The sequence below is a fragment of the Fictibacillus sp. 23RED33 genome (assembly GCF_015903925.1).
In the GTDB taxonomy this organism is placed as follows: domain Bacteria; phylum Bacillota; class Bacilli; order Bacillales; family Fictibacillaceae; genus Fictibacillus; species Fictibacillus phosphorivorans.
This window is the reverse complement of the sequence record NZ_JACZDX010000008.1, coordinates 25399-45506: the sequence shown is the minus strand read 5'-3', so window position 1 is coordinate 45506 and position 20108 is coordinate 25399. Positions and strand designations below refer to the sequence as shown.

Here is a 20108-nt window from a genome sequence, read left to right as displayed (position 1 = left end):
AAAAAAAGATGGGTAAATCAAAATGGTTGTATATTTGTTTAATCGGACTGTCAATTATAGTTATAATCTTGTCGGTTCCACCCCTATTCATGAAACCACCTTTTGATGAAAGTACTTCCAAACCGCAAAAGTTTCCTCCGTTCGGGGAGATGCCAGCAGGAGGTATGCCAGGTGCAGAGTTGCCCAACAACCTGGATAGGTTTGAAGTGCAAAAGTTTATGAAGGAAGTAGAACAACAGGGTGGTCTTACTCCTGAACTTGCACAGAAAGCGAAAGAAATGGGATTACCTGATCAAATGCTTAAGATGTTAGGAACGGCAGAGCCGACAGAGGTGAAAGAGCCAGCTGAGGAGTTGAACATTGTATCTCTTAGCGCTATGATAATGGGAACAATTGTCATAGGATTCAGTTCCTACCGGCTTTTAAAGCTGAAACGACATAACAGGAAAAGCGTACTATAGGTGGTGAAGCATGGTAACAATATTGGTTACTGAGGATGATGCCCATATAAGAAGGCTCTTAAGAGAACATCTTGTAATGGAAGGATATCATGTACTTGAATCGAAAGACGGTGATGACGCGCTTCAAGTCATGGAACGACATCATATTGATCTATTGATTACAGATGTAATGATGCCATCGATGGACGGGCTTGAGTTAACACGTGATCTACGTGAAGCAGGATATGAATTTCCGATATTAATGATTACCGCACTTGAAACCCTTGATGACAAAAAAAGGGGTTTTTCCTCAGGTGGGGATGATTATATGGTCAAGCCAGTCGATATGGAAGAGATGTTATTGAGGGTGGCGGCTCTTTTGCGGAGAGCAAAAATAGCCTCTTCCAACGTTCTAGAAATAGGAAACTCGGTATTAAATCAGGAGCAGTTGACGATTTCGACTGGTGATACAGTTGTTGAATTACCGACTAAAGAATTTAGGCTTCTTCATAAGCTATTGTCTCATCCACGAAAAATCTTTACTAGGCAACAGCTAATGGATGAAATCTGGGGTTACGATGTTCAAAGCATTGACCGGACTGTAGATGTGCATATTAAACGCCTCCGTGAAAAACTCTCAGAAATCAAAGACTTCGAGATTATCACGGTGCGGGGACTTGGTTATAAAGCAGAGAAACGAGGACTTTCGTGAAGAAGTTGTTATATTCCATTTATGTGAGGTTTATCTTTCTTTTCATTGGAATCCTAATCATATCGGCAGTACTCTCCCTAGGGATAGTGACTGTGTTTCAGCTGGAAGATGTCAAAGGAATGGTTCAGAAACAGCTTGAAGATAAAGTCAGTGCAATAGATGCCCTCTCTCAGGAAAGAGATATTCCCTTAAAGGAAGCTGTTCAATATCTAGAGGGGAAAGAGCTTACGATACGAGTATACGAGGATCGAGATGAACTTGTAAAAGCAAAGCGTTTTTCCGTGCTTCAGGAAGATCTGAAACAATTGGAACAGGGAGGGGTAATCACAAAAGAACTAAACAGCACACCTCCTTTACCTGTTTCTGTGGGTCACATCAAAGGGTATTATGTTATGGTCCATCCTGACATAGATAATAATCAAATCGTACGTTTTCAAAAAACCGTTCAAACCGTACTTCTGACAGCTATTGTTTTAGGCTCTCTCCTCATCCTGCTCGCTGTATCTATGGTAGTAAAACCTATAAAAAAAATTTCTAAGGCTTCTGTCGAAGTTGCAAATGGGACATTCGACGTTCACATTCAACATAGAGGAAAAGATGAGATCGGTGAACTGGTGAAAAACTTCAATATCATGGTCCAAGAACTCAAAGCGAATGAATATCTTCATAAAGAATTCGTGTCTTCTGTATCTCATGAATTTAAAACGCCACTTTCTTCCATCAACGGATTTGCAAGCCTTTTGAAAACAAAAGATTTATCAAAAAAGGAGAAGGAAGAGTATATAGAAATTATTATTAAAGAGAGCAATCGTCTTTCCAACCTATCATCCAACCTTCTTAGGCTATCAAAACTTGATCACCAAGCCATACAACATAGGAGAGAGGTATTTCAATTGGATGAGCAGATTCGCCGTGTCATTTTGTTGCTGCAGGACAGTTGGGAAAACAACCACATTCAACTACAAGTTGATTTGGATCAGGTATCTTTTAAAGGAGACGAAGAACTTCTTCAACAAGTGTGGATCAATCTATTGGTGAACGCTATCAAGTTTACACCTGAATATGGAATCATTAGTATTGTTTTGAAAAAGGCGCATAACCGGGTTCTTTTCTCTATAAGTGATAACGGAATCGGGGTCAGCGAAAGTGATGTAAAGCGTATTTTTGAACGATTCTATAAAGCCGACAAATCCCGGTCCAATCATGGAACGGGCCTGGGATTAGCCATTGTTAAGAAGATTGTAGAAATCCATGATGGAAAGGTTACGGTAGAAAGTGATCTTGGCAAGGGAAGTCTCTTTAAAGTGGAGCTTCCTGATTACGAAATTAAAAAAATCGATTCCTAAGCATTGTTGGGAATCGATTTTTTCTATATTGATTAATTTATTAATCCTGCAGTGGCGAATTGTATAATCCACTTCATTACTCTCTCGTTCTTCTCTTTCATTTCTAATGTTTCTAGTTCTTTTAACGGCAAAAGCTCACTAACATTATTGATGATTAAGCCAATCATGTTTTTGTAACGCCATTCAAGTTCATCTGCTTCTAAATGGGGAAGCAAAACTTGAAAAGTTGTCTGATATTGTTCATCTACCTCAATAGTTTTAAGAGAAAAAACCTCTCTCATTTCAGGACTCTTATCTAATAATAAAATCCCTAATAACTTTGAACGAGATTCAAACTCATCTTCTTCTTCTTCAAATCGAAAAAAGGGTTGAACAAAAGCAGCAACAAGCTCTTGGATAGTAAATGTTTCTTTTCTCCTTAGTTGTTCAAGATTTTCCATTTGATTTTGAATTAATTTTCCAATGATTCTTTCTGCCATAATTTCAAGTAGATTAGTCTTTGATTGAAAGTAATAATTAACCGCTGCCACATTTACTTTCGCAAGTTTTGTAACGGTTCTAAGGGAAAAATTCGATCCTTCTTCAGCGTAAGCAAGTTCAGCAGCTTTTAAGATCTTCGTTTTTTTATCTTCTCTAGACATTATTTCCTCCTGCTTATTTCAAACACTTGTTTTAAATATTATAGTATTTAACCCACAATCTTCTCAACCCTTATACTTTATGTACATTTTGTGAAGGTGATTGACTTAAGAGTATAGTGCCAATAAAATTAAAACAGTTGTTTTAAATTAGTGTTTAACTTTTGCGAGAGGTGAAATAGATGAAGGGAAATATTGATCAGACTTTTGTAATTTCCATGCAAATGAAAGCTACAGGCAAATGGGTAGTACTTGGGTTGAAACAGAATAGAATTGATGCAGAGCAAGAAGGACAACGAATGTTATCCAAAATGCCTATCTTTAGATCATATAAGGTGGAACAGGCGGAATACAGCTCGCAAAACAGCCACGTCATAACAAGTGAGGCTATTGGTATCACTCCTAAAGAAGTAAGAAATAAACTAAAGCTTCAAACAAATATTCAATTTATAGATGTAAGGGAAGCGAATGAAATTAAAAAAGATCAGATCCCAGGTTCATTATTAATTGAAGTCAAGGATATCCCTCATAAACTGGATGAACTAGAACGTGATAAAGAATATATCGTTTATTGTACCGCAGGGTATCGAAGTCCCTATGTTTGTAAGTTTCTAATGGAAAAAGGGTATAAAGCGTTTGACCTTAAAGGGGGATTACTTGCATGGAAAGGTGCTGGTTTTGTTACGCCCGTTATTGAAGGTGCGTTACATGTATGGAACAAATTGAAAAAATAACGAGGTGATTTTGGTGATTTATTTAGACAACAGCGCTACGACATTTCCTGATCAGAAAATTCTAGACCTATATATAAACACGGCAATTCATATAAACGGTAATCCTTCATCACAACATGCACTTGGGTATATGGCTTCTTTTCAATTAGAGGAAGCACGAAAAAAAGCAGCCAATAGTCTCCATGTAGAACCAAATGAGATTATATTTACTTCAAGTGGTTCAGAAAGCAACAACGCAGCTATTAAAGGGATTGCACTTCAACATAAAGACAAAGGCAAGCATATTATTACTTCATCCATTGAACACGCTTCAGTATTTGAAACATGTAAACAACTTGAGACGCTTGGTTTCTCTGTAACGTATCTACCAGTAGATCAAAATGGAAGAGTGTCTATAGAAGATGTTGAAAAAGCGATCTGTGAAGAAACGATATTAGTTTCGCTAATGTATGTAAATAGTGAAATCGGAAGTGTACAACCAATTGAAGAGATTGGAGAGTTGCTGCAGCTTTACCCACGTATAATGTTCCATGTTGACGCGGTACAAGCCTTTGGAAAACTACCAATATATTTAAAAGATTGGTCCATTGATTTACTTTCTTTATCTTCTCATAAATTTCACAGTCCTCGAGGAGCAGGTCTACTTTTCGTGAGAGAAGGGGTAAGACTACTTCCACTCATTGCAGGTGGTGGGCAAGAGAATGGCTTACGTTCTGGCACGGAAAATGTAGCGAGCATTGTTGCGATGGGTGCAGCTATGGAATGGCAAGCGAAACAGCAAACTGAACACGAAACTTATTTACGCCAGCTAAAGGATTATCTTTTAACAGAACTTGATCATATTCCAGGTTGTATTATTAATAGTTCGTCCCGCGAGAATAATGCTCCACATATCTTGAATTTTTCGTTAGTAGGGATTGAATCTAATCAGATGATTGAAAAATTAGAGTCAAAAGGAATCATTGTTTCCAAAAGTTCTGCTTGTTCATCAACAAAAAAGAAGCCATCCAGAGTTTTAAGAGAAGCGGGCATCCCGTATCATGTGGCACGTTCTGCCATCAGAGTTAGTTTATCAACCCACAACACCCTAGAAGAGATCGATCAATTTCTCACTGCATTGCTTCAAATAATAGTTGAAAATGAGTTAGGTGCGTGCTAAACAATGAAAAAAGTAGGAACCGTTATATTATTCATAATTGCGATTGCTTGGTTCGGTCACACATTTTCTAAAAATTTTATTGTGGACCCCCAATTCACAAAATTTTTAGCACATAAAGATTATTTGAAACTAGGAGAAAACTGGGTATGGGTACTCACTTTACGAATCCATATACTTTTAGCACTTATCGCGTTAGTAAGCGGACCCATTGCATTTCTTAAAAAGACTCGAAACGGACGAAAAACTATTCACCGAATTGTAGGAAAGGTATATGTACTGTCCGTTTTTATCAACATCTTTCCAGCTTTATATGTTTCATTTTTTGCAACAGGTGGCTGGATTAGTACGACGGGATTTATAACACTCGATCTCGCATGGTTCTTAACAACATACATGGCTTTTAAATCGATACGTAACAAAAATATAGGAAAACATAAAAGGTGGATGGTACGCAGTTATGCAGTCACACTTGCAAACACGAGTATCTACATCATTACTTTATTATTAAATAGCGGAATAGGTATTGAATACGTGACCTCTTATCAATTTGCAGTATGGTTAGGTTGGATCTTAAACCTACTCATTGCTCAACTTATTATTAAAAATTGGAATAAACAAAACCAGTGAACTTCAGCTACATGCTGAGGTTTTTTCTATGCAGATTTAATTGATAAACCTTTACATAAATCCGTCTAGACGGTATAGTATAAATAACCGTCTGGACGGTATACTTCAAGAAAGAGGTTTTGATTAATATGACCAATGTCCGTTATGATCGTCTTTTTCCATTTGAATGGTATAGCTTCATGCAAGAAAACCATCCAGTATTCTTTCACCCAAAACAAAAAAAGTGGCATGTCTTCAAATATCATGATGTTAAACGTGTTTTAAGTGATCACACCAATTTTGTACAAGCGGTGCGATCTGAAGAAAAGGCAACAAGTCCCATTGAGACAAGCTTAATCGGTTTAAACCCACCAAATCACCGTCAGATGCGACAACTTGTTAGTAAAGTCTTTACACCAAAGTCCATTGAGGATTTAAAGCCTCGCATTCGTGCAATTGCAAAAGAACTCCTAGACAATGTTATTGAAAAAGGAGAGATGGATATCGTTAAAGATTTTGCTTATCCTCTTCCCGTTATCGTCATTGCAGAAATGCTCGGTATACCGAAAGAAGACCGAGATATGTTCAAAAAATGGTCAGACGATATTGTAGCGAGTGCAGAACTAGGTGCATTTGACTTTAACAATGAGAAGACTAGTTTAAGACAAAAGGCTAAGAATATTACGAATCAACTTCATATTATTCAAAAGTTTAGAAAGGCTGAGAAAGAACTAGGGAACTATTTCAAACAAATTTTTAACGAAAGAAGAGAAAATCCATCAGATGATCTCATCAGTATGTTGATTCAGGCTGAGGTAGATGGAAGGAAGTTAACAGAATTTGAATTACTAGGATTTTGCAGTTTATTATTAGTAGCTGGAAACGAGACGACTACAAATCTTATAGGAAACGCCTTGTTTAGTTTTCATTACTTCCCAGAGGTTCCAACACATTTAAGGAAACATCCGGAAGATATAAAAAAAGCTATTGAAGAAGTGCTTCGATATCGCTCTATGGTTAGAAGTTTAGAACGAATAGCTGCCAATGATGTCGAAATAAACGGTCATCTTATAAGAAAAGGCCAATTAGTACATGTTTGGTTGGGATCAGCAAACCAAGATCCAGATGTATTTCATAAGCCTGATAAGTTGAACATTCATCGAAATAACCTGCAACATGTAGCGTTTGGCCACGGCATTCATTTTTGTTTAGGCGCACCTTTAGCTCGTCTGGAAGTAGAAATTGCTCTAGAAGAAATGTTTACGCATTTTAGTGATATTCAATTAATACCTAATGTTGAGTATCAATTGAATGCTTTAGACGGTATTGAAAATTTACCAATTTCATTTTCAAAGGCTTAGTTTTTTGTTTTGTCTCCTTAATCCCAGGTAGACGTAATGAACCTGGGATTAAATCTGAATCTAAGTGTTTCATTAAATAGAAAGGATGAAGTTTAATGACAACTTCAAATTTATTTCGTAATCGCCCTTTTTTATTCGTATGGCTAGCGACAGCTTTTTCGACTATTGGGTTTTCAATGTACACCATAACCGTTTCCTGGCATTTGTCTAAAAATCTAGGTTTGGCAGCAGCTGTAGGTATCGTACTGACTGTGGCAGCTCTGCCTAGAGTTGTTGTCATGATAGTCGGTGGAGTATTAGCTGATAAATATCAAAAATCACAAGTTATGTTTGTTACTCATGTACTTCAATCTTTTACGATTGCAGGGCTATGTTTCTTCTTTTACGGTGATTTGTTAACTTTTCCATTATTATTGTTGTTTTCTTTCTTTATGGGATTGTTCGATGCGTTTTATTGGCCAGCTAGTTCGTCCATAATCCCAACAATCGTTGAGGAGTCCGATTTACAGAGAGCAAACTCGATTCAGCAAGGTTCTCATACGTTATTTTATGTCGTTGGTCCAATTATAGCCGGTGCTTTAATATCAGGGTTCTCAGTGGGGATAAGTTTTTTAGTTAGTGCTCTTATGGTTGTTCTTTCGGCAGTATTTGTATTTCCAAAATGGATAAAAGACGTAATACCACCTAAACAGACAGATCAAGTCTCAATGACGAAAGAGTTAAAAGAAGGAATTTATTATGTTAAACAGTCTCCAATTCTTTTGTATGGGGTACTCATTATTGTTATCATTCATTTCTTTGTGCTTGGTCCATTAGGCAACAGCTTTCCAATATTGGTAACAAGTTTAAAGGGAAGTGCACTTGATCTTAGTTATATGGAAGCTGCCCTTGGAGTGGGGACATTTATGGCTGCATTGTTAATGGTTATTATTTCAAAGAGAAAAATAAAAACACTTTTTATATTCTCATTTTTATTTGTAACAGCCATATTACTTTTGATATTCAGTAAATTAGGTAGTATCTTGTGGTTAACAGTGTTAGCGGCTGGCATCGGTTTTGCTGCTATTGCCGCCTACCTACCTATCATTACACTTATCCAACAAAGAACAGAACAAAAGAAGCTTGGAAGGGTAATGAGTATCGTAACACTGTCTTCTAACGGTGTAGAACCACTAGCTTTTGCCTTTATTTCAGGGATGATGACAGCAGGGTTTTCCATTCACGCTCTTTTAACGATGTTAGGAGCAGGTTGTCTTTTATCTGGAGTAATCCTTTTTGTTAAAGGAAAAGACTTCAGGAATATAGAACAGTTATCATAATTAAAGTAGTAAAAGCAAACTTGCATGATGTTTGACATAGAAAAAGTTGTTACTATCGTTGAAATGGAGCATGATAAAAAAGTATTTTTAAGGAGAGATAATATGACCCAAGAAACACTTACCAAAAAAAAGTTAATTTTAAAATCTGCATACCAAATCGTTAAAGAACAAGGGTTTACTTCTCTGACTCTTGAGGCGGTAGCTAAACATGCAGGAGTCAGTAAAGGAGGGCTTCTTTATCATTTTCCATCCAAAAATGCTTTAATTGGTGGAATGGTTTCCTATATTAGTGAGTTGGCAAATCATCAGATTGAAAGTAATTACGAAAGCGGAAGGAAAGAAAATGGAGATTTTTTAAGAGCTTACTTGTCTCTAGATAAAGTAGAACAATACGAAAGAGAAATGGGGCCAAGTATCATGGCCGCGCTTGCTTCAAATCCAGATTTGTTGAATCCTTTACGAGAGGAGTCTAAACGTACGCAAGAACGTATAGAGAATGATGGAATAGATCCTGTATTAGCAACCATTATTCGTTTAGCTTTTGACTCAATCATTTCAAGTGAGTATTTACAGATTGGCGAATTAGAACCTCAAATGAGGAAAAAGGTTATTGCGAGATTAATTGAAATGACTCAGATTTGAGAAATACAATACTTTTTGTTCGATAAAATATTTAGAGTAAACAGGACATTTACAGAATAATCTTAGAAGTGAATTGATACGAGTTGACCGAAAGGTGAGATCTTTTTTCTTTTACAAAAGACAATTATGTACAGAAAAACAAATAAAACCTTTTTTATGTTGCCATAAATAGAATGATTAAAATCAAGCTTCAAAGTCATTTGTAAGGGTATTTATCTTTAATGAAAAGTATATAAAGAGAATACAAAGATAGGAGAGTGTCATTTTGATTAAAGCTGTATTGTTTGATTTGGACAGAGACACGTCGGTTAAGAAATTTGTAGAGGACCAGCAAACCCGTCTGTTGCTGTGCTGTCCCATATCCCTAAAAGAAATTTGCAGAGAGCTTTATCGAGCTTGAACAGCACGGTCATGTGTGGAAGGACAAGGTGTACCAGAAGCTAGCCGAGGAGCTGACTGTCAGGAGAATGCCTCCAGGAGAACTGCTTAATGACTATTTAACACAGTTCAAACACCATTGCACACTTTCCAAACCTTACAAGCATGTTAAATGAACTGAAGAAAAAAGGCTTACGAATCGGTTTGGTCACAAATGGATACGGTGTGTTTCAGTATGACACCATAAAGGCACTTGAAAGGATTACTTTGACACGATCCTTATATCTGAGATGGAGGGGGTGAGGAAACCCGATCCTCAACTGTTCCGGAGGGCAGCAGAGCGATTGAACGTTAATACAGAAGAGTGCATGTTCGTGGGTGACCACCAAAAAATGACGTAGAGGCCGCGAAGAACACCGGAATGTTAGCCGTCTGGAAAACAAGCGTTCATTGGAATGAAGCAAAAGCTGCCGATTAAATAATAATTTGTCAGAGCTGAATCTGATTTTAGAAAAACTTCTAAATAAATCACTCCCGGTGGAGGAACATCTATAGCCAATCTACTTTTAAATAGCTTTTGAATTGGTTAAAGCTATTTAAGTAAAAGCTGTATATTAGGGAACCATCACTACTTTTTGGTTGCTCATAGATTTTATTAGAAGAGTGACTTTAAAAGTATGAAAATGAAAGATTGTTGATTATAATAGATTTCTTCATGCAAGTCTAAAAAAGTAGGCATTATGTGTGGATACTAAATGTAATATGTATGATTTTTTATTTCTTATATAAAATAGGAGAAAAAATTGGGTGTAGATAATAATCTTATGCGTATTTTTTTACAAGTTCAATTATAGAGTCGGCTAATTTATTTGTGTCTCCGTCAAACAAATGATAGTTTAATGAGTTTTGAAGATGTTCGGTCTGGATGGATATCTTGTCTACTTCTTCAAATTCAGCAGACCAATGAATGGTAGGGATGGCCACGATGAAGCGTCTGTCTGACGTTCTGTGTAAAAACACTTCTGCGTTCTTATTACCCGACAAGTTTATCTCCTCTAAAGAAAGTATCATAAAATCCATCCTTTCATAAAGCTTCTATTTTGTTCATTATACCAATTTATCCTTGAAATTACTTAAGTTAATTAAATCCCCTCCCGTGAAAACTTTTTTGATGTAGCCTTAATAGTGGTTTAGCGAAAAGATATGAAAGCTACTATCGGAACAAAAAAGGGTAGAAAACATTTAAGATAATACTTCTTGGTATGGAAAAATGGTAATTAAAACAATAAAATAGGCATTTGTATAAACAGAATTGGTTGCACTTACATATATTACAACATCTCCATGAAGGGAGGGTTAAAATGAACAGCTTATTTACAAATGATTCTGATTCTCAACATAAGTGTGTACGCAGAGCAGAATCATGTATTTGTGAGTTATTAGACAACTGGGCTAATAATTTCCACAATCTTTGTTCAATGGGTAGACAGCAGAGAGTATCTATCGTGTTAAATGGTGCTTCTGAACCGTTGTCTATCTTTGGAAAAGAACCGACAGAGTTTACTCTTATAAGATTCGACCGTAGAACGGGTTGTGCAGTGTTTAGTTTTGAGGAGTGTAGAGGTCAAACTAGGACATTGATTCTTAATTGTGACTGTATTTGCGGTGTACTTTGTGTAGGCGACAAAGGTCCGTATAAAGTATAATCCAATAGATCATATTAATTGCCACTTACGATTAGATACATGGATGAAAACGATCTCTCTCCTTAGGGATCGTTTTTATTAATTACACTGCTGTTTTTTTCCTTAGCTTAATAGGAGATTAATTAAAATTTAGATATGCATAATGTTCAACCGGTCTGTACATACTAAATATAACGTCAGATGTGTGGCGCTGGTGCCAGAAACCTGTAAAGACCGATTCTCAGTAGAGGGAGAATTGGTCTTTTCCATTTAAATAGGATACCAACTGCTTAGAAATTTGTAAATTATACACACACTACAGGTTGTATACATATAATAAATTATAACCGATAGAGTGCATCCCTGAAATCGCCAGCACTGTATTGGTTTTTTGTCAGCTGCCATTAAGGGGGAGAATCATGAAAAAAAGAAAGTGTCCATGTCTGAAAAAGACTCCTTTGATCAGACCACTACATTCACCACCACCTATTGTTTGTAAAAAACAATGTTGCGACTCTAATTAAAAACGTATCCTGACCTAGTTCTACAAACAGAACTTGGTCTTTTTATATCATCCTGACAAACAAAAAGAGAAGTCTCTTTATAGACTCCTCCCTTGTAAAACGGATCGAACTTAGTGATGGTTACGATGACAGCTGCATCTTTTCTTTTCGTATCGTCTACATTTGTAGTAAACGGTACAAGAAGGTTCGCATTTTCTTTCGTGTCTTCTACGACAACAACAGTTTCTATAGCCCATGATTATTCCCCCCCTAGAAATAATCCGACCCTATTGTACGGATCCGGTTAACGTATTATATTCAGGGAGTGGACAAGTTGTATAGACGGTTAACCTCGTTGATCGACGTTAGAGACATACAATTTGTTATTCTATTAATTTTGCGCTTATTATAGAACAATCTAGTAGTGTTACCGATATTTTCAATGTGTGTATTGTCAAATACTTTCATCCTTCACAAAAATACCGTCAGATGCTCACTAAAGTGGTGAATTCATTATAATAAGAATGGAGCTATCAACGTGTTAACCCTAATAAAGGCTTGGACAACAAAAATTAAAAAACAAATTTTTATTCTTTATTTAGCTTATAAAGATGATCGGGTTTCCTGGTATGCAAAAATATTTTCTGCTTGTGTAGTAGCTTATGCTTTTAGTCCAATTGATCTTATCCCGGATTTCATCCCTATTTTAGGCTATATAGACGATTTTATTTTGGTACCTTTAGGTATAGTGCTTGCTTTAAAGATGCTGCCTCAAAATGTTATAGACAGTTGCTCAGAAAAGGCGGAAGAACTTATGGAGGGAGGAAGACCGGAGAACTGGATAGTAGGCATGCTCATAATAACTATATGGGGCACAGTCTTCATGTGGATCTCTGTTAACCTTTATAACTTCTACACCTAAACACGAGCCTCAATATTTAAAACCATTATTGGTATAATTCCTATCACTATGCTAAAAGGATATCCTAAACTTTCAAAGGTAAGGATAGGAAGGGTCCAATTAGGAAAAGGTCTTTATATCTTATCAAATTAAAAGCTGCTTACCCTTTAAACAAAAACGAATCCTAACTGATAGGAATCGTTTTTTTGTTTGCAAAATTTCTATAAGGAAGGAGGAACTTCAATTGTTTTAGGCTTAGAGAATACTCAAAGGGAAAAGAAATATTAAATTTTGGCTTAACTAAACGAAAAAATGGAAACTGAAGGAAAACTTCTTGGCAATATCGCAAAGTATACGATAATCACTCTAGCATTCTTTATGGCTCTTGATCAGCTTGGAGTAGCGAAAACAATCGTAAATGCTGCATTCATCCTCATTTTAGGTGGCTTTACGATTGCGTTTGGACTAGCATTCGGATTGGGTGGTCGTGAGGCGGCTGGACGGACGCTGAATAAATGGAGCCGTAAGATGGAAGAGACGACGATTCAAAGTCCAGACCCAGCAGAATGGAAAGACAAGACGAGTTTAAAAGATTTCCGTACAGATTCTTCTAAACCGGAAAGCAATCTTATAGACGTAGATATTAATAAACCGCATACAATTGCAAAAGATCGCCAGTTCGATCATTTAAACACACCAAGTGATGAATTTGGTATAAACAATAAACCAAAACGAAATGACTAAATAAGATAAATAAAAACGACGGCTCATGAAGGTGAAACAAAACCTTTATGAGTCGTTTTAATTCGAGGTAACATTTTTGAGCGACTTATCGTAAAAAAATACTAATCAAGAATTAGTAAATTAAAAAAGTATCCCATATATCATAGGGTAGGTAAATAATCTATTAGATTTTTACTGGTCTATACTGTGAAATAAAATGTGAGATAGTCTTGTCAGTGAGTGTTCTTAGTTATCCCTATTCCAATAATCTTCAATATAAGTCTTCATCTTGGTTGGTTTTTTTTGCGTTATTTCTTCATAATCGTGAGTAATTCCTTTAGCAAGTCCTAATTTCGTTGGAAAGTGTATTCCTACTATTACATTTATATAGTCATTACTCTCCCCACGTTGCAACATGAATTCCTTGAATTCTTTAACAGAAGGATTCGTATAAATGATTTTTGTATGTAAAATATGGCTCATTTGTTCAGCCACCTCAAAGAAATCAAGAGCTTTGTCACCTGTGATAACATATTTTTTATTTACATGATTGTCAGGATTTTTAAAAACAGTTAATGCGACATCCGCAAGATCTCTCGTATCAACGAAGTTCGTTTTCCCTTTACCAGCAGGTATAAAAATTCTTTTTCGATCTTTAATCTCAATACTTAAAAAGTCATTTAGGTTTTGCATAAAATAACCAGCACGTATAAAGGTATAGGATATACCATTTTTGCGAATTAACTTTTCATTTTTATAATGATGAATGAAAGGGAGGAATTGTACATCTTTAACTGATAGGTAGACAATATGTCTTATTCCTTTTTTTCTAGCACAATTTAAGAATTCTTCAAATTCAATTTTATCACCGGGTGGATATATTAAAAATATTTGCTTTATCCCACTTAGGGCGTCTGAAAAGGTCATTGGTTGTGACAAGTCTAAATGGACATAATGATATGCGTCTCCATATGTATCTTTTTCCTTGCTTACATTACGCACACCGCAAATCATTGGCAGATCGGCTGCTTTTAATTTTTTTGCTACCTCAAAGCCAACTTTTCCCGTGAAACCTGTAACTAAAATCATGAAGAAGCCCACTTTCGCTTTCAGATTATCTTTCTCATTAGCTAGGTATGTATACTATTAATTAGCAAGAGCCACACGAAGAGCATGTTGCTCTCATGACCAAGAGTACAGAACCAGAAAATTCTCAATCAACACTTTAATGAGAGTTGAATGCTAATGCATATATAAACTATGTATAAGTCTAATTACCAAATGGAAATTAGACTTTGTTTAAGATTTAGCCTATTCTTTTTTTATTCTTTTTACTTTTACGTGCTTTCTTATCAGCTAATAAACCATTTAAAAGACTTAAAAAACTTCTCATAAAAACACCCCTAATGTTTATTCACTCAAGAGATTATTTACATCTCTATTTAATATTCTATGTAGGGCTTGTTTAATATGATTGGACATATAGAAATATGTTTCTTACTCATGCAAGTTCTCGCCATGCATATTGTTAATCCACGCTCTTAATTTCCCTATCAGAATTACTCCTACTTTTTATAAGATTTCGTTACCGTTTGTATTTAAAGATCTTAGGACTTTCTAAATAACAACAATGTAATAATTGAACTAATTATTTTTGTTTCCTTAATCCATCCATAAGTAATTCCCTTCTCACAAGCTTATTTACAAATACTTTTAAGAGAATCAGCTTAGAATAAGTGAGCCGGTTCCGTATTTTTTTGTTTAGTAATTAATTGAATTTGCTTGTAACAGAATATTTTTTCATTCCTTTGATGACACTCTAATAAAGAATAAAATCTAAATCTTGAAGGAATGGATAATAATGAAAGCTGTAACATACCAAGGTAAGAATACGATCAGTGTTAAAGAAGTTGAATTTCCGAAAATCCTACACCCAGAAGATGTTATTGTGAAAATTACGTCGACTGCAATCTGTGGCTCCGATCTTCATTTATATCAAGGGAACTTACCACTGCCTATTGGATATGTAATTGGACATGAACCAATGGGTATCGTAGAAGAAGTAGGGTCGCTCGTCACAAAAGTAAAAAAAGGAGATCGTGTAATTATTCCTTTCACCGTGGCTTGCGGTACATGTCAATATTGTAACCAACATCTTGAAAGTCAATGTGATAATTCTAATCCACATTATGATTCGGGCGGATTGTTCGGATATTCCGAAAAATTCGGAGATCATCCAGGAGGACAAGCAGAATACTTGAGAGTCCCTTTTGGCAACTATACTCCGTTTTTAGTGCCCGAGAGCTGTGAGTTGGAAGATGAGAAACTATTGTTTCTCTCCGATGTGCTTCCTACAGCATATTGGAGTGTTGAACACGCAGGTGTCAAAAAAGGAGACACTGTTATCGTTTTAGGCTGTGGCCCAGTCGGTCTGATGGCCCAAAAATTCGCATGGCAAAAAGGAGCAAAAAGAGTTATAGCTGTAGATTATTTTGATTATCGATTGAATCATTCGAAAAAGATGAATCAATCGGAAATATTCGATTTTACCAAATATGATGACATGGGAGAAACGCTCAAAGAGCTGACAAAAGGCGGAGCAGATGTAGTAATCGACTGCGTGGGCATGGATGGCAAGAAATCTCCGCTTGAGTTTGTGGAGCAAAAATTAAAACTTCAAGGTGGAACTCTTGGTCCCATTCAAATAGCTACAAAGGCTGTTCGAAAATGTGGAACAGTGCAGCTTACGGGTGTTTATGGTGGCCTTTATAACATGTTTCCACTAGGTCCTTTCTTTTCAAGAAACATTACATTAAAAATGGGACAAGCTCCTGCTCGCGGTTATATGGAAACGCTATATGATCAAATAGTAACAGGAAAGATTGATCCCACAGAGATCATTACACATAAGATGTCATTAGAAGACGCTGCTCACGGATATGACATTTTTAACAAAAAACAAGATGATTGTATAAAAGTCATATTAAAGCCTTAAAGGGGTTTATTAAAGTACTTGTTAATATCTAATAGTACAATTGTTTATACTAACAATCGTAACTATTTACCATACTATTACAAATCATTTAGTTGCTAACTATGGATTAAATTTTAAAAAGAGCATTAAAAATGCTCTTTTTAATCGCATATTGATGATTTTATGCGTTCTACATTTTGAAGGAGGTGTTTGGAATGGTTTACGATTCAGATAAACAATCAGAATTTAATTATTTTCCGATGTCAAGCATAGCTGATGGCATCGGAGAACAAATCACACCTGATGTATATGGATTAACAACCCAAATTGCGAATGTCTATTTTGTTAGATGTCAAAATAAGCCTGATCAGTATGTACTTATTGATACAGGAATGCCAAAGTCCGATAAAGTTATTTTACAGTTCGCAAATAAATGGTTCGACGGTCCTCCTTTTGCCATAATCTTAACGCACGGACATTTCGATCATGTTGGGGCAATTTCAACTTTACTAGAGAAGTGGCATATTCCTGTATATGCTCATACACTTGAAATGCCTTATCTAAACGGTAGTGAGGATTATGATAAGCCTGATCCTTCCGTTGGAGGAGGCCTCGTATCAAAACTATCACCTTCCTTTCCCAACCATGGAATTGATATTAAGAATTCACTACATGCACTTCCAACAGACGGTACAATTCCAGGCCTACAAGGGTGGAGATGGATTCATACACCAGGTCACACCAAAGGACATATTTCTTTATTTAGAGATTCGGATAAGACTTTATTAGCAGGTGATGCATTTGTAACTGTCAAACAAGAATCATTATTTGATGTTCTAATACAAAAACAAGAAATTAGTAGCCCACCCAAATACTTCACTACAGATTGGAAAGTAGCAAAAGATTCAGTAATAAAGCTCGCTTCTCTAAAACCATCTGTTGCTGCAACAGGCCATGGAAACCCTATGAGTGGGGATAATTTAGAAGAAGGACTAATGAAGCTGGTAAAATATTTTAATGAAATTGCACTACCAAAACAAGGAAGATATCTACAATAATAAACCAATATTGTTGTTATTATAGTATTTTTCATGTAGAAAAACCATTGGATTAGGAACTTGAACAAAGCGATAACATTTCATGAATATCTTTATACATATTTACTCCTTATTAATATTAGTTTTTTCTCTCCTTTAATTTGGAGTTAGTTATACATACAATTTTTAAACAAATATTTAACATTTTTATTAGTAGTAAAAACATCATTTTTTACAATAAACGGTTTCTTCTTACTTTAATAAATGATTTCTAGATAGCGAATAAGTATTTTAATTTGAAACTTTGACTAGAATAAGCGATGTATATAATTTCTGATTGAGAAGGGGGATTTTAAATGTATTTCTATAAAGAAGACTTAATTAACATTATTGTGCCAGATAAACCAGATCCGGCTGCAGCGAAAGTTTTACAAGAGACGTTAGGTGGTCAATTCGGTGAGATGCGTACCATGATGCAATACTTTTTCCAGTCTTCTAACTTCAGAGGAAAGGACAAAAAGTATAAAGACTTAATTCGCGGCGTTTTTCTAGAAGAAATCAGCCATGTTGAACTAGTTCAAACTACTATCAACCATTTGTTGAATGGTTCTGGTGAGGTGAATGAAGCAGGAGCTTCTGGTCCAAGTCAGGCCCCACTACAAGAACCAATTATGCATGCTAACCCACACCATTATATTATGGGTGCTCAAGGCTCACTGCCTGTGGATGCCGGTGGAAACCCATGGAATGGATCTTGGGTTTATGCACATGGCAATCTTGTAGCTGACTTACTTAACAATGTCGTATTAGAGTCTACTGGTGTTCTCCAAAAATCAAGAATTTACGAGATGAGCTCTAACAAGACTTTTAGAGAGACTCTGGCATTCTTAATTGTAAGAGATAACGCACATCAAAACGCATTCGCAAAAGCGTTAGAGACCTTAGGTGTAGATTGGGCAAAGGTATTCCCAGTTCCCAATTATGACATTAATAAGTATCCTGAGTGCAAAAAATATGTGGACATGGGCTTTCATAATGCACAATTTAATTATCGATTGGATAGTACCTTAATTAACCAAGTTTTCAATGGGGAATCACCAAGCAGGAATGGAGGAACGTTAACCGTTACAGATCCTCCAACAGGATACCCAGTTCCAGAAATGCCCGAAATGCCAAATGAACACAGTCCAGGACTTAATGATCTAAATAATTGAGCATAAACCCCTTCCAGGAGGGGTTTATATTTTTAAAAGTTAAATCCTTAATTATCATTCGAAAATCTCAATAAATAATTTCAATACATACTCTAAACATATATGTGCATTATACAGAAAAAGGGAGGATAAAAACTTGCAAAATGAATTGAACGCTTCAAATATTCAACCATCCCAGGGTTTGATGCTAAATATGAATCATGGTGGACACGAAATTTTCGATACTCATGAGATTTTAGCAGGCCTGATCAATGTATTAGATTTATATCAAGTGTTGGATCAGCATATTAAAGATCCAGCATTAAAAGCTAATCTTCATCATCAATATACGTATATTTTAGATGTGTATAACATATCTGTAGAAGCTTTTACTACAGGTAAGGACCCTTCACACTCATCTCCACCTTACAAAATGAATCAGAGTAATGAAGTTATATATGGCCTTACACCTTCACAACCCAAAAAACCAAATCAATCGGTAAATGATATGAATGAACAAGGGGTTTCAGGGCATATGTTGGGTTTAATCAAATCTACAGGATCACTGCTTGCTATGTCTGCAGCCGAAATTACTAATCCAGTGTTACGCAGAGTTGTTGCGGATAGTGTTCCGAACTTTATCGAAATGGCCTATGAGATCTTTTTGTATCAAAATAAAAACCGATTCTATCAAGTACCACAACTTACTCAAAAAGATATGACACAGATGATTCAAAGTTATGCGCCATCTCTCAACAGTCATATGAATTAGATGTAATTGGAGGTCAGCTCCCTGAGGAGTTGGCTTTTTTGCACAAAATAAAGGGATTAATGTTAAAAGATATTGATTGGCACATATTTGTTCATTAAAGGTATTCATAAAATTTAATGCCTTTTAAAAAACTATTTCATTTTTTCACATATAGTATAATGTTCAGTGCACTTTAAATAAAGAAAATCCGATTTTTACGTCTTATGGAATCGTATTTATTAGCTATTGGCTATTGATCGAATATCACCAAAAATCTCATTATGATTTTGAAAACGTTTAAAATTTGTAACATAATAATTTCTTTGGAATATAATACAAGTGCCAACTCATTTGGCAAGTTCTTAAATCAAGAAAAGGTACTGAATTCAATTCAGTACCTTCTTTATGCTTCAACCAATTAATTACACTTTATTTAATCTTATTAACAGAAACGGTAGTGCGAACAATCCTAAGGAATATAATTAGCAACAAACCTTAAAAGTGTTTTTTTAGTTGCGACTAGGTAAAAGTAATGTATTATTTTGCACCATGATATGCCTTCCTTGAGGATTAGAGCGAAACATGTGTACTATTTTTCTTTATTAAATGCACCATTTTTAAAATGCAACTCATTTTTGAGCGAAACTTGTCTATCAAAAATATCCCCTAAAATAGGGGGTTCTAAGGCGTATTAACCTCTGCTAATGATACGTAATATTAGAAAGTATAGAAAAACAGCGAAACCTGTCTATTAAATATGCACCGAAATCTATTTTAAATAAGCGGAGTCTGTATAGTACAATTAAAGCTATTTAGACTCAAAACCTTGATAAAATAGGATTTGTACCAGAATAAGTACTGATTTTATCTGTACTCCAAGTGTTCCATTTCTGTTCAATTGGTGCAAAAAGTGAGCGGAACCTGCATCAGGAAAAAATAATAAACTTTTTTCAAACCCTTGAGGCGCATGGCTTTAGGGGTCTTTATTTTTTGGTGCATTTTCTCT

Annotated in this window: 18 protein-coding genes and 1 pseudogene; 16 read left to right on the top strand and 3 right to left on the bottom strand. The window is 35.6% G+C overall.

Annotated elements, in window-relative coordinates; genetic code table 11:
* The first annotated feature begins 8 nt into the window (after window positions 1-8).
* Genes IHV09_RS19155 through IHV09_RS19145 form a run of 3 tightly spaced genes read left to right on the top strand, consistent with a single transcriptional unit; the run spans window position 9 to window position 2498 of the window.
* Window positions 9-461 carry a hypothetical protein gene (locus IHV09_RS19155; protein WP_197265241.1) on the top strand — a complete coding sequence of 151 codons (453 nt, stop codon included), beginning with the start codon at window positions 9-11 and terminating at the stop codon, window positions 459-461.
* 10 nt (window positions 462-471) lie between these two features.
* Window positions 472-1152: a response regulator transcription factor gene (locus IHV09_RS19150; RefSeq protein ID WP_197265240.1), complete on the top strand. Its 681-nt coding sequence runs from the start codon at window positions 472-474 to the stop codon at window positions 1150-1152.
* Window positions 1149-2498: a HAMP domain-containing sensor histidine kinase gene (locus IHV09_RS19145; RefSeq protein ID WP_197265239.1), complete on the top strand. Its 1350-nt coding sequence runs from the start codon at window positions 1149-1151 to the stop codon at window positions 2496-2498. Before IHV09_RS19150 ends, IHV09_RS19145 begins: the two co-directional genes overlap by 4 nt.
* 32 nt (window positions 2499-2530) lie before the next feature.
* Here the strand turns inward: IHV09_RS19145 and IHV09_RS19140 are convergent, their stop codons facing one another.
* Window positions 2531-3139 carry a TetR/AcrR family transcriptional regulator gene (locus IHV09_RS19140; protein ID WP_197265238.1) on the bottom strand — a complete coding sequence of 203 codons (609 nt, stop codon included), beginning with the start codon at window positions 3137-3139 and terminating at the stop codon, window positions 2531-2533.
* 179 nt (window positions 3140-3318) lie between these two features.
* On the opposite strand from IHV09_RS19140, the gene IHV09_RS19135 reads away from it, so the two are divergent.
* The 7 genes from IHV09_RS19135 to IHV09_RS22510 all read left to right on the top strand — a co-directional run bounded on the left by IHV09_RS19135 (window position 3319) and on the right by IHV09_RS22510 (window position 9736).
* A complete protein-coding gene (locus tag IHV09_RS19135; RefSeq protein WP_197265237.1) occupies window positions 3319-3870 on the top strand; it encodes a rhodanese-like domain-containing protein in 552 nt (183 codons plus the stop codon).
* Window positions 3871-3883: 13 nt separating this feature from the next.
* Window positions 3884-5029, top strand: coding sequence for a cysteine desulfurase family protein (locus IHV09_RS19130; RefSeq protein ID WP_197265236.1), 1146 nt, complete (start codon window positions 3884-3886; stop codon window positions 5027-5029).
* A gap of 3 nt (window positions 5030-5032) precedes the next feature.
* Window positions 5033-5656, top strand: coding sequence for a DUF2306 domain-containing protein (locus tag IHV09_RS19125; RefSeq protein WP_197265235.1), 624 nt, complete (start codon window positions 5033-5035; stop codon window positions 5654-5656).
* Between the two features lie 128 nt (window positions 5657-5784).
* Complete coding sequence (locus IHV09_RS19120; RefSeq protein WP_197265234.1) at window positions 5785-6996, top strand: cytochrome P450; 1212 nt, start codon at window positions 5785-5787, stop codon at window positions 6994-6996.
* A 95-nt stretch (window positions 6997-7091) separates the two neighbouring features.
* Window positions 7092-8315 carry an MFS transporter gene (locus IHV09_RS19115; protein ID WP_197265233.1) on the top strand — a complete coding sequence of 408 codons (1224 nt, stop codon included), beginning with the start codon at window positions 7092-7094 and terminating at the stop codon, window positions 8313-8315.
* Window positions 8316-8339: 24 nt separating this feature from the next.
* Window positions 8340-8957 carry a TetR/AcrR family transcriptional regulator gene (locus IHV09_RS19110; RefSeq protein ID WP_197265232.1) on the top strand — a complete coding sequence of 206 codons (618 nt, stop codon included), beginning with the start codon at window positions 8340-8342 and terminating at the stop codon, window positions 8955-8957.
* Window positions 8958-9625: 668 nt separating this feature from the next.
* Complete coding sequence (locus IHV09_RS22510) at window positions 9626-9736, top strand: HAD family hydrolase (RefSeq protein WP_231618414.1); 111 nt, start codon at window positions 9626-9628, stop codon at window positions 9734-9736.
* A 421-nt stretch (window positions 9737-10157) separates the two neighbouring features.
* On the opposite strand, the gene IHV09_RS19100 is transcribed toward IHV09_RS22510, so the two are convergent.
* Window positions 10158-10379, bottom strand: a complete 222-nt coding sequence (locus IHV09_RS19100; RefSeq protein ID WP_231618413.1) for a YueH family protein — start codon at window positions 10377-10379, stop codon at window positions 10158-10160.
* A gap of 1682 nt (window positions 10380-12061) precedes the next feature.
* Here IHV09_RS19100 and IHV09_RS19095 point away from each other — a divergent pair.
* Both IHV09_RS19095 and IHV09_RS22505 read left to right on the top strand, forming a co-directional pair.
* The gene (locus tag IHV09_RS19095) at window positions 12062-12445 is read left to right on the top strand and encodes a YkvA family protein (protein WP_197265230.1); all 384 of its coding nucleotides are present in this window, start codon (window positions 12062-12064) and stop codon (window positions 12443-12445) included.
* Between the two features lie 300 nt (window positions 12446-12745).
* Window positions 12746-13168, top strand: a pseudogene (locus IHV09_RS22505) (hypothetical protein); the annotation flags it as partial.
* 225 nt (window positions 13169-13393) lie between these two features.
* Here IHV09_RS22505 and IHV09_RS19085 read toward each other — a convergent pair.
* Window positions 13394-14236 (bottom strand): SDR family oxidoreductase, encoded by an 843-nt coding sequence (locus IHV09_RS19085; protein ID WP_197265229.1) that lies wholly within the window; start codon window positions 14234-14236, stop codon window positions 13394-13396.
* A 772-nt stretch (window positions 14237-15008) separates the two neighbouring features.
* Between IHV09_RS19085 and IHV09_RS19080 the strand changes: the two genes are divergently transcribed.
* The 4 genes from IHV09_RS19080 to IHV09_RS19065 all read left to right on the top strand — a co-directional run bounded on the left by IHV09_RS19080 (window position 15009) and on the right by IHV09_RS19065 (window position 19123).
* Window positions 15009-16142, top strand: coding sequence for a zinc-dependent alcohol dehydrogenase (locus tag IHV09_RS19080; RefSeq protein ID WP_197133616.1), 1134 nt, complete (start codon window positions 15009-15011; stop codon window positions 16140-16142).
* A gap of 194 nt (window positions 16143-16336) precedes the next feature.
* Complete coding sequence (locus tag IHV09_RS19075) at window positions 16337-17179, top strand: MBL fold metallo-hydrolase (protein ID WP_197265228.1); 843 nt, start codon at window positions 16337-16339, stop codon at window positions 17177-17179.
* A gap of 335 nt (window positions 17180-17514) precedes the next feature.
* Window positions 17515-18372, top strand: coding sequence for a manganese catalase family protein (locus IHV09_RS19070; protein ID WP_197265227.1), 858 nt, complete (start codon window positions 17515-17517; stop codon window positions 18370-18372).
* 184 nt (window positions 18373-18556) lie between these two features.
* The gene (locus tag IHV09_RS19065) at window positions 18557-19123 is read left to right on the top strand and encodes a spore coat protein (protein WP_197265292.1); all 567 of its coding nucleotides are present in this window, start codon (window positions 18557-18559) and stop codon (window positions 19121-19123) included.
* The last annotated feature ends 985 nt before the right edge of the window (window positions 19124-20108 follow it).

Bases quoted from the DNA above. Each gene is read 5' to 3' on its own strand.
- IHV09_RS19155 (WP_197265241.1), top strand. From the start codon at position 9: ATGGGTAAATCAAAATGGTTGTATATTTGTTTAATCGGACTGTCAATT.
- IHV09_RS19150 (WP_197265240.1), top strand. From the start codon at position 472: ATGGTAACAATATTGGTTACTGAGGATGATGCCCATATAAGAAGGCTC.
- IHV09_RS19140 (WP_197265238.1), bottom strand. From the start codon at position 3,139: ATGTCTAGAGAAGATAAAAAAACGAAGATCTTAAAAGCTGCTGAACTT.
- IHV09_RS19135 (WP_197265237.1), top strand. From the start codon at position 3,319: ATGAAGGGAAATATTGATCAGACTTTTGTAATTTCCATGCAAATGAAA.
- IHV09_RS19125 (WP_197265235.1), top strand. From the start codon at position 5,033: ATGAAAAAAGTAGGAACCGTTATATTATTCATAATTGCGATTGCTTGG.
- IHV09_RS19120 (WP_197265234.1), top strand. From the start codon at position 5,785: ATGACCAATGTCCGTTATGATCGTCTTTTTCCATTTGAATGGTATAGC.
- IHV09_RS19115 (WP_197265233.1), top strand. From the start codon at position 7,092: ATGACAACTTCAAATTTATTTCGTAATCGCCCTTTTTTATTCGTATGG.
- IHV09_RS19110 (WP_197265232.1), top strand. From the start codon at position 8,340: ATGATGTTTGACATAGAAAAAGTTGTTACTATCGTTGAAATGGAGCAT.
- IHV09_RS22510 (WP_231618414.1), top strand. From the start codon at position 9,626: ATGGAGGGGGTGAGGAAACCCGATCCTCAACTGTTCCGGAGGGCAGCA.
- IHV09_RS19085 (WP_197265229.1), bottom strand. From the start codon at position 14,236: ATGATTTTAGTTACAGGTTTCACGGGAAAAGTTGGCTTTGAGGTAGCA.
- IHV09_RS19080 (WP_197133616.1), top strand. From the start codon at position 15,009: ATGAAAGCTGTAACATACCAAGGTAAGAATACGATCAGTGTTAAAGAA.
- IHV09_RS19075 (WP_197265228.1), top strand. From the start codon at position 16,337: ATGGTTTACGATTCAGATAAACAATCAGAATTTAATTATTTTCCGATG.
- IHV09_RS19070 (WP_197265227.1), top strand. From the start codon at position 17,515: ATGTATTTCTATAAAGAAGACTTAATTAACATTATTGTGCCAGATAAA.
- IHV09_RS19065 (WP_197265292.1), top strand. From the start codon at position 18,557: ATGCTAAATATGAATCATGGTGGACACGAAATTTTCGATACTCATGAG.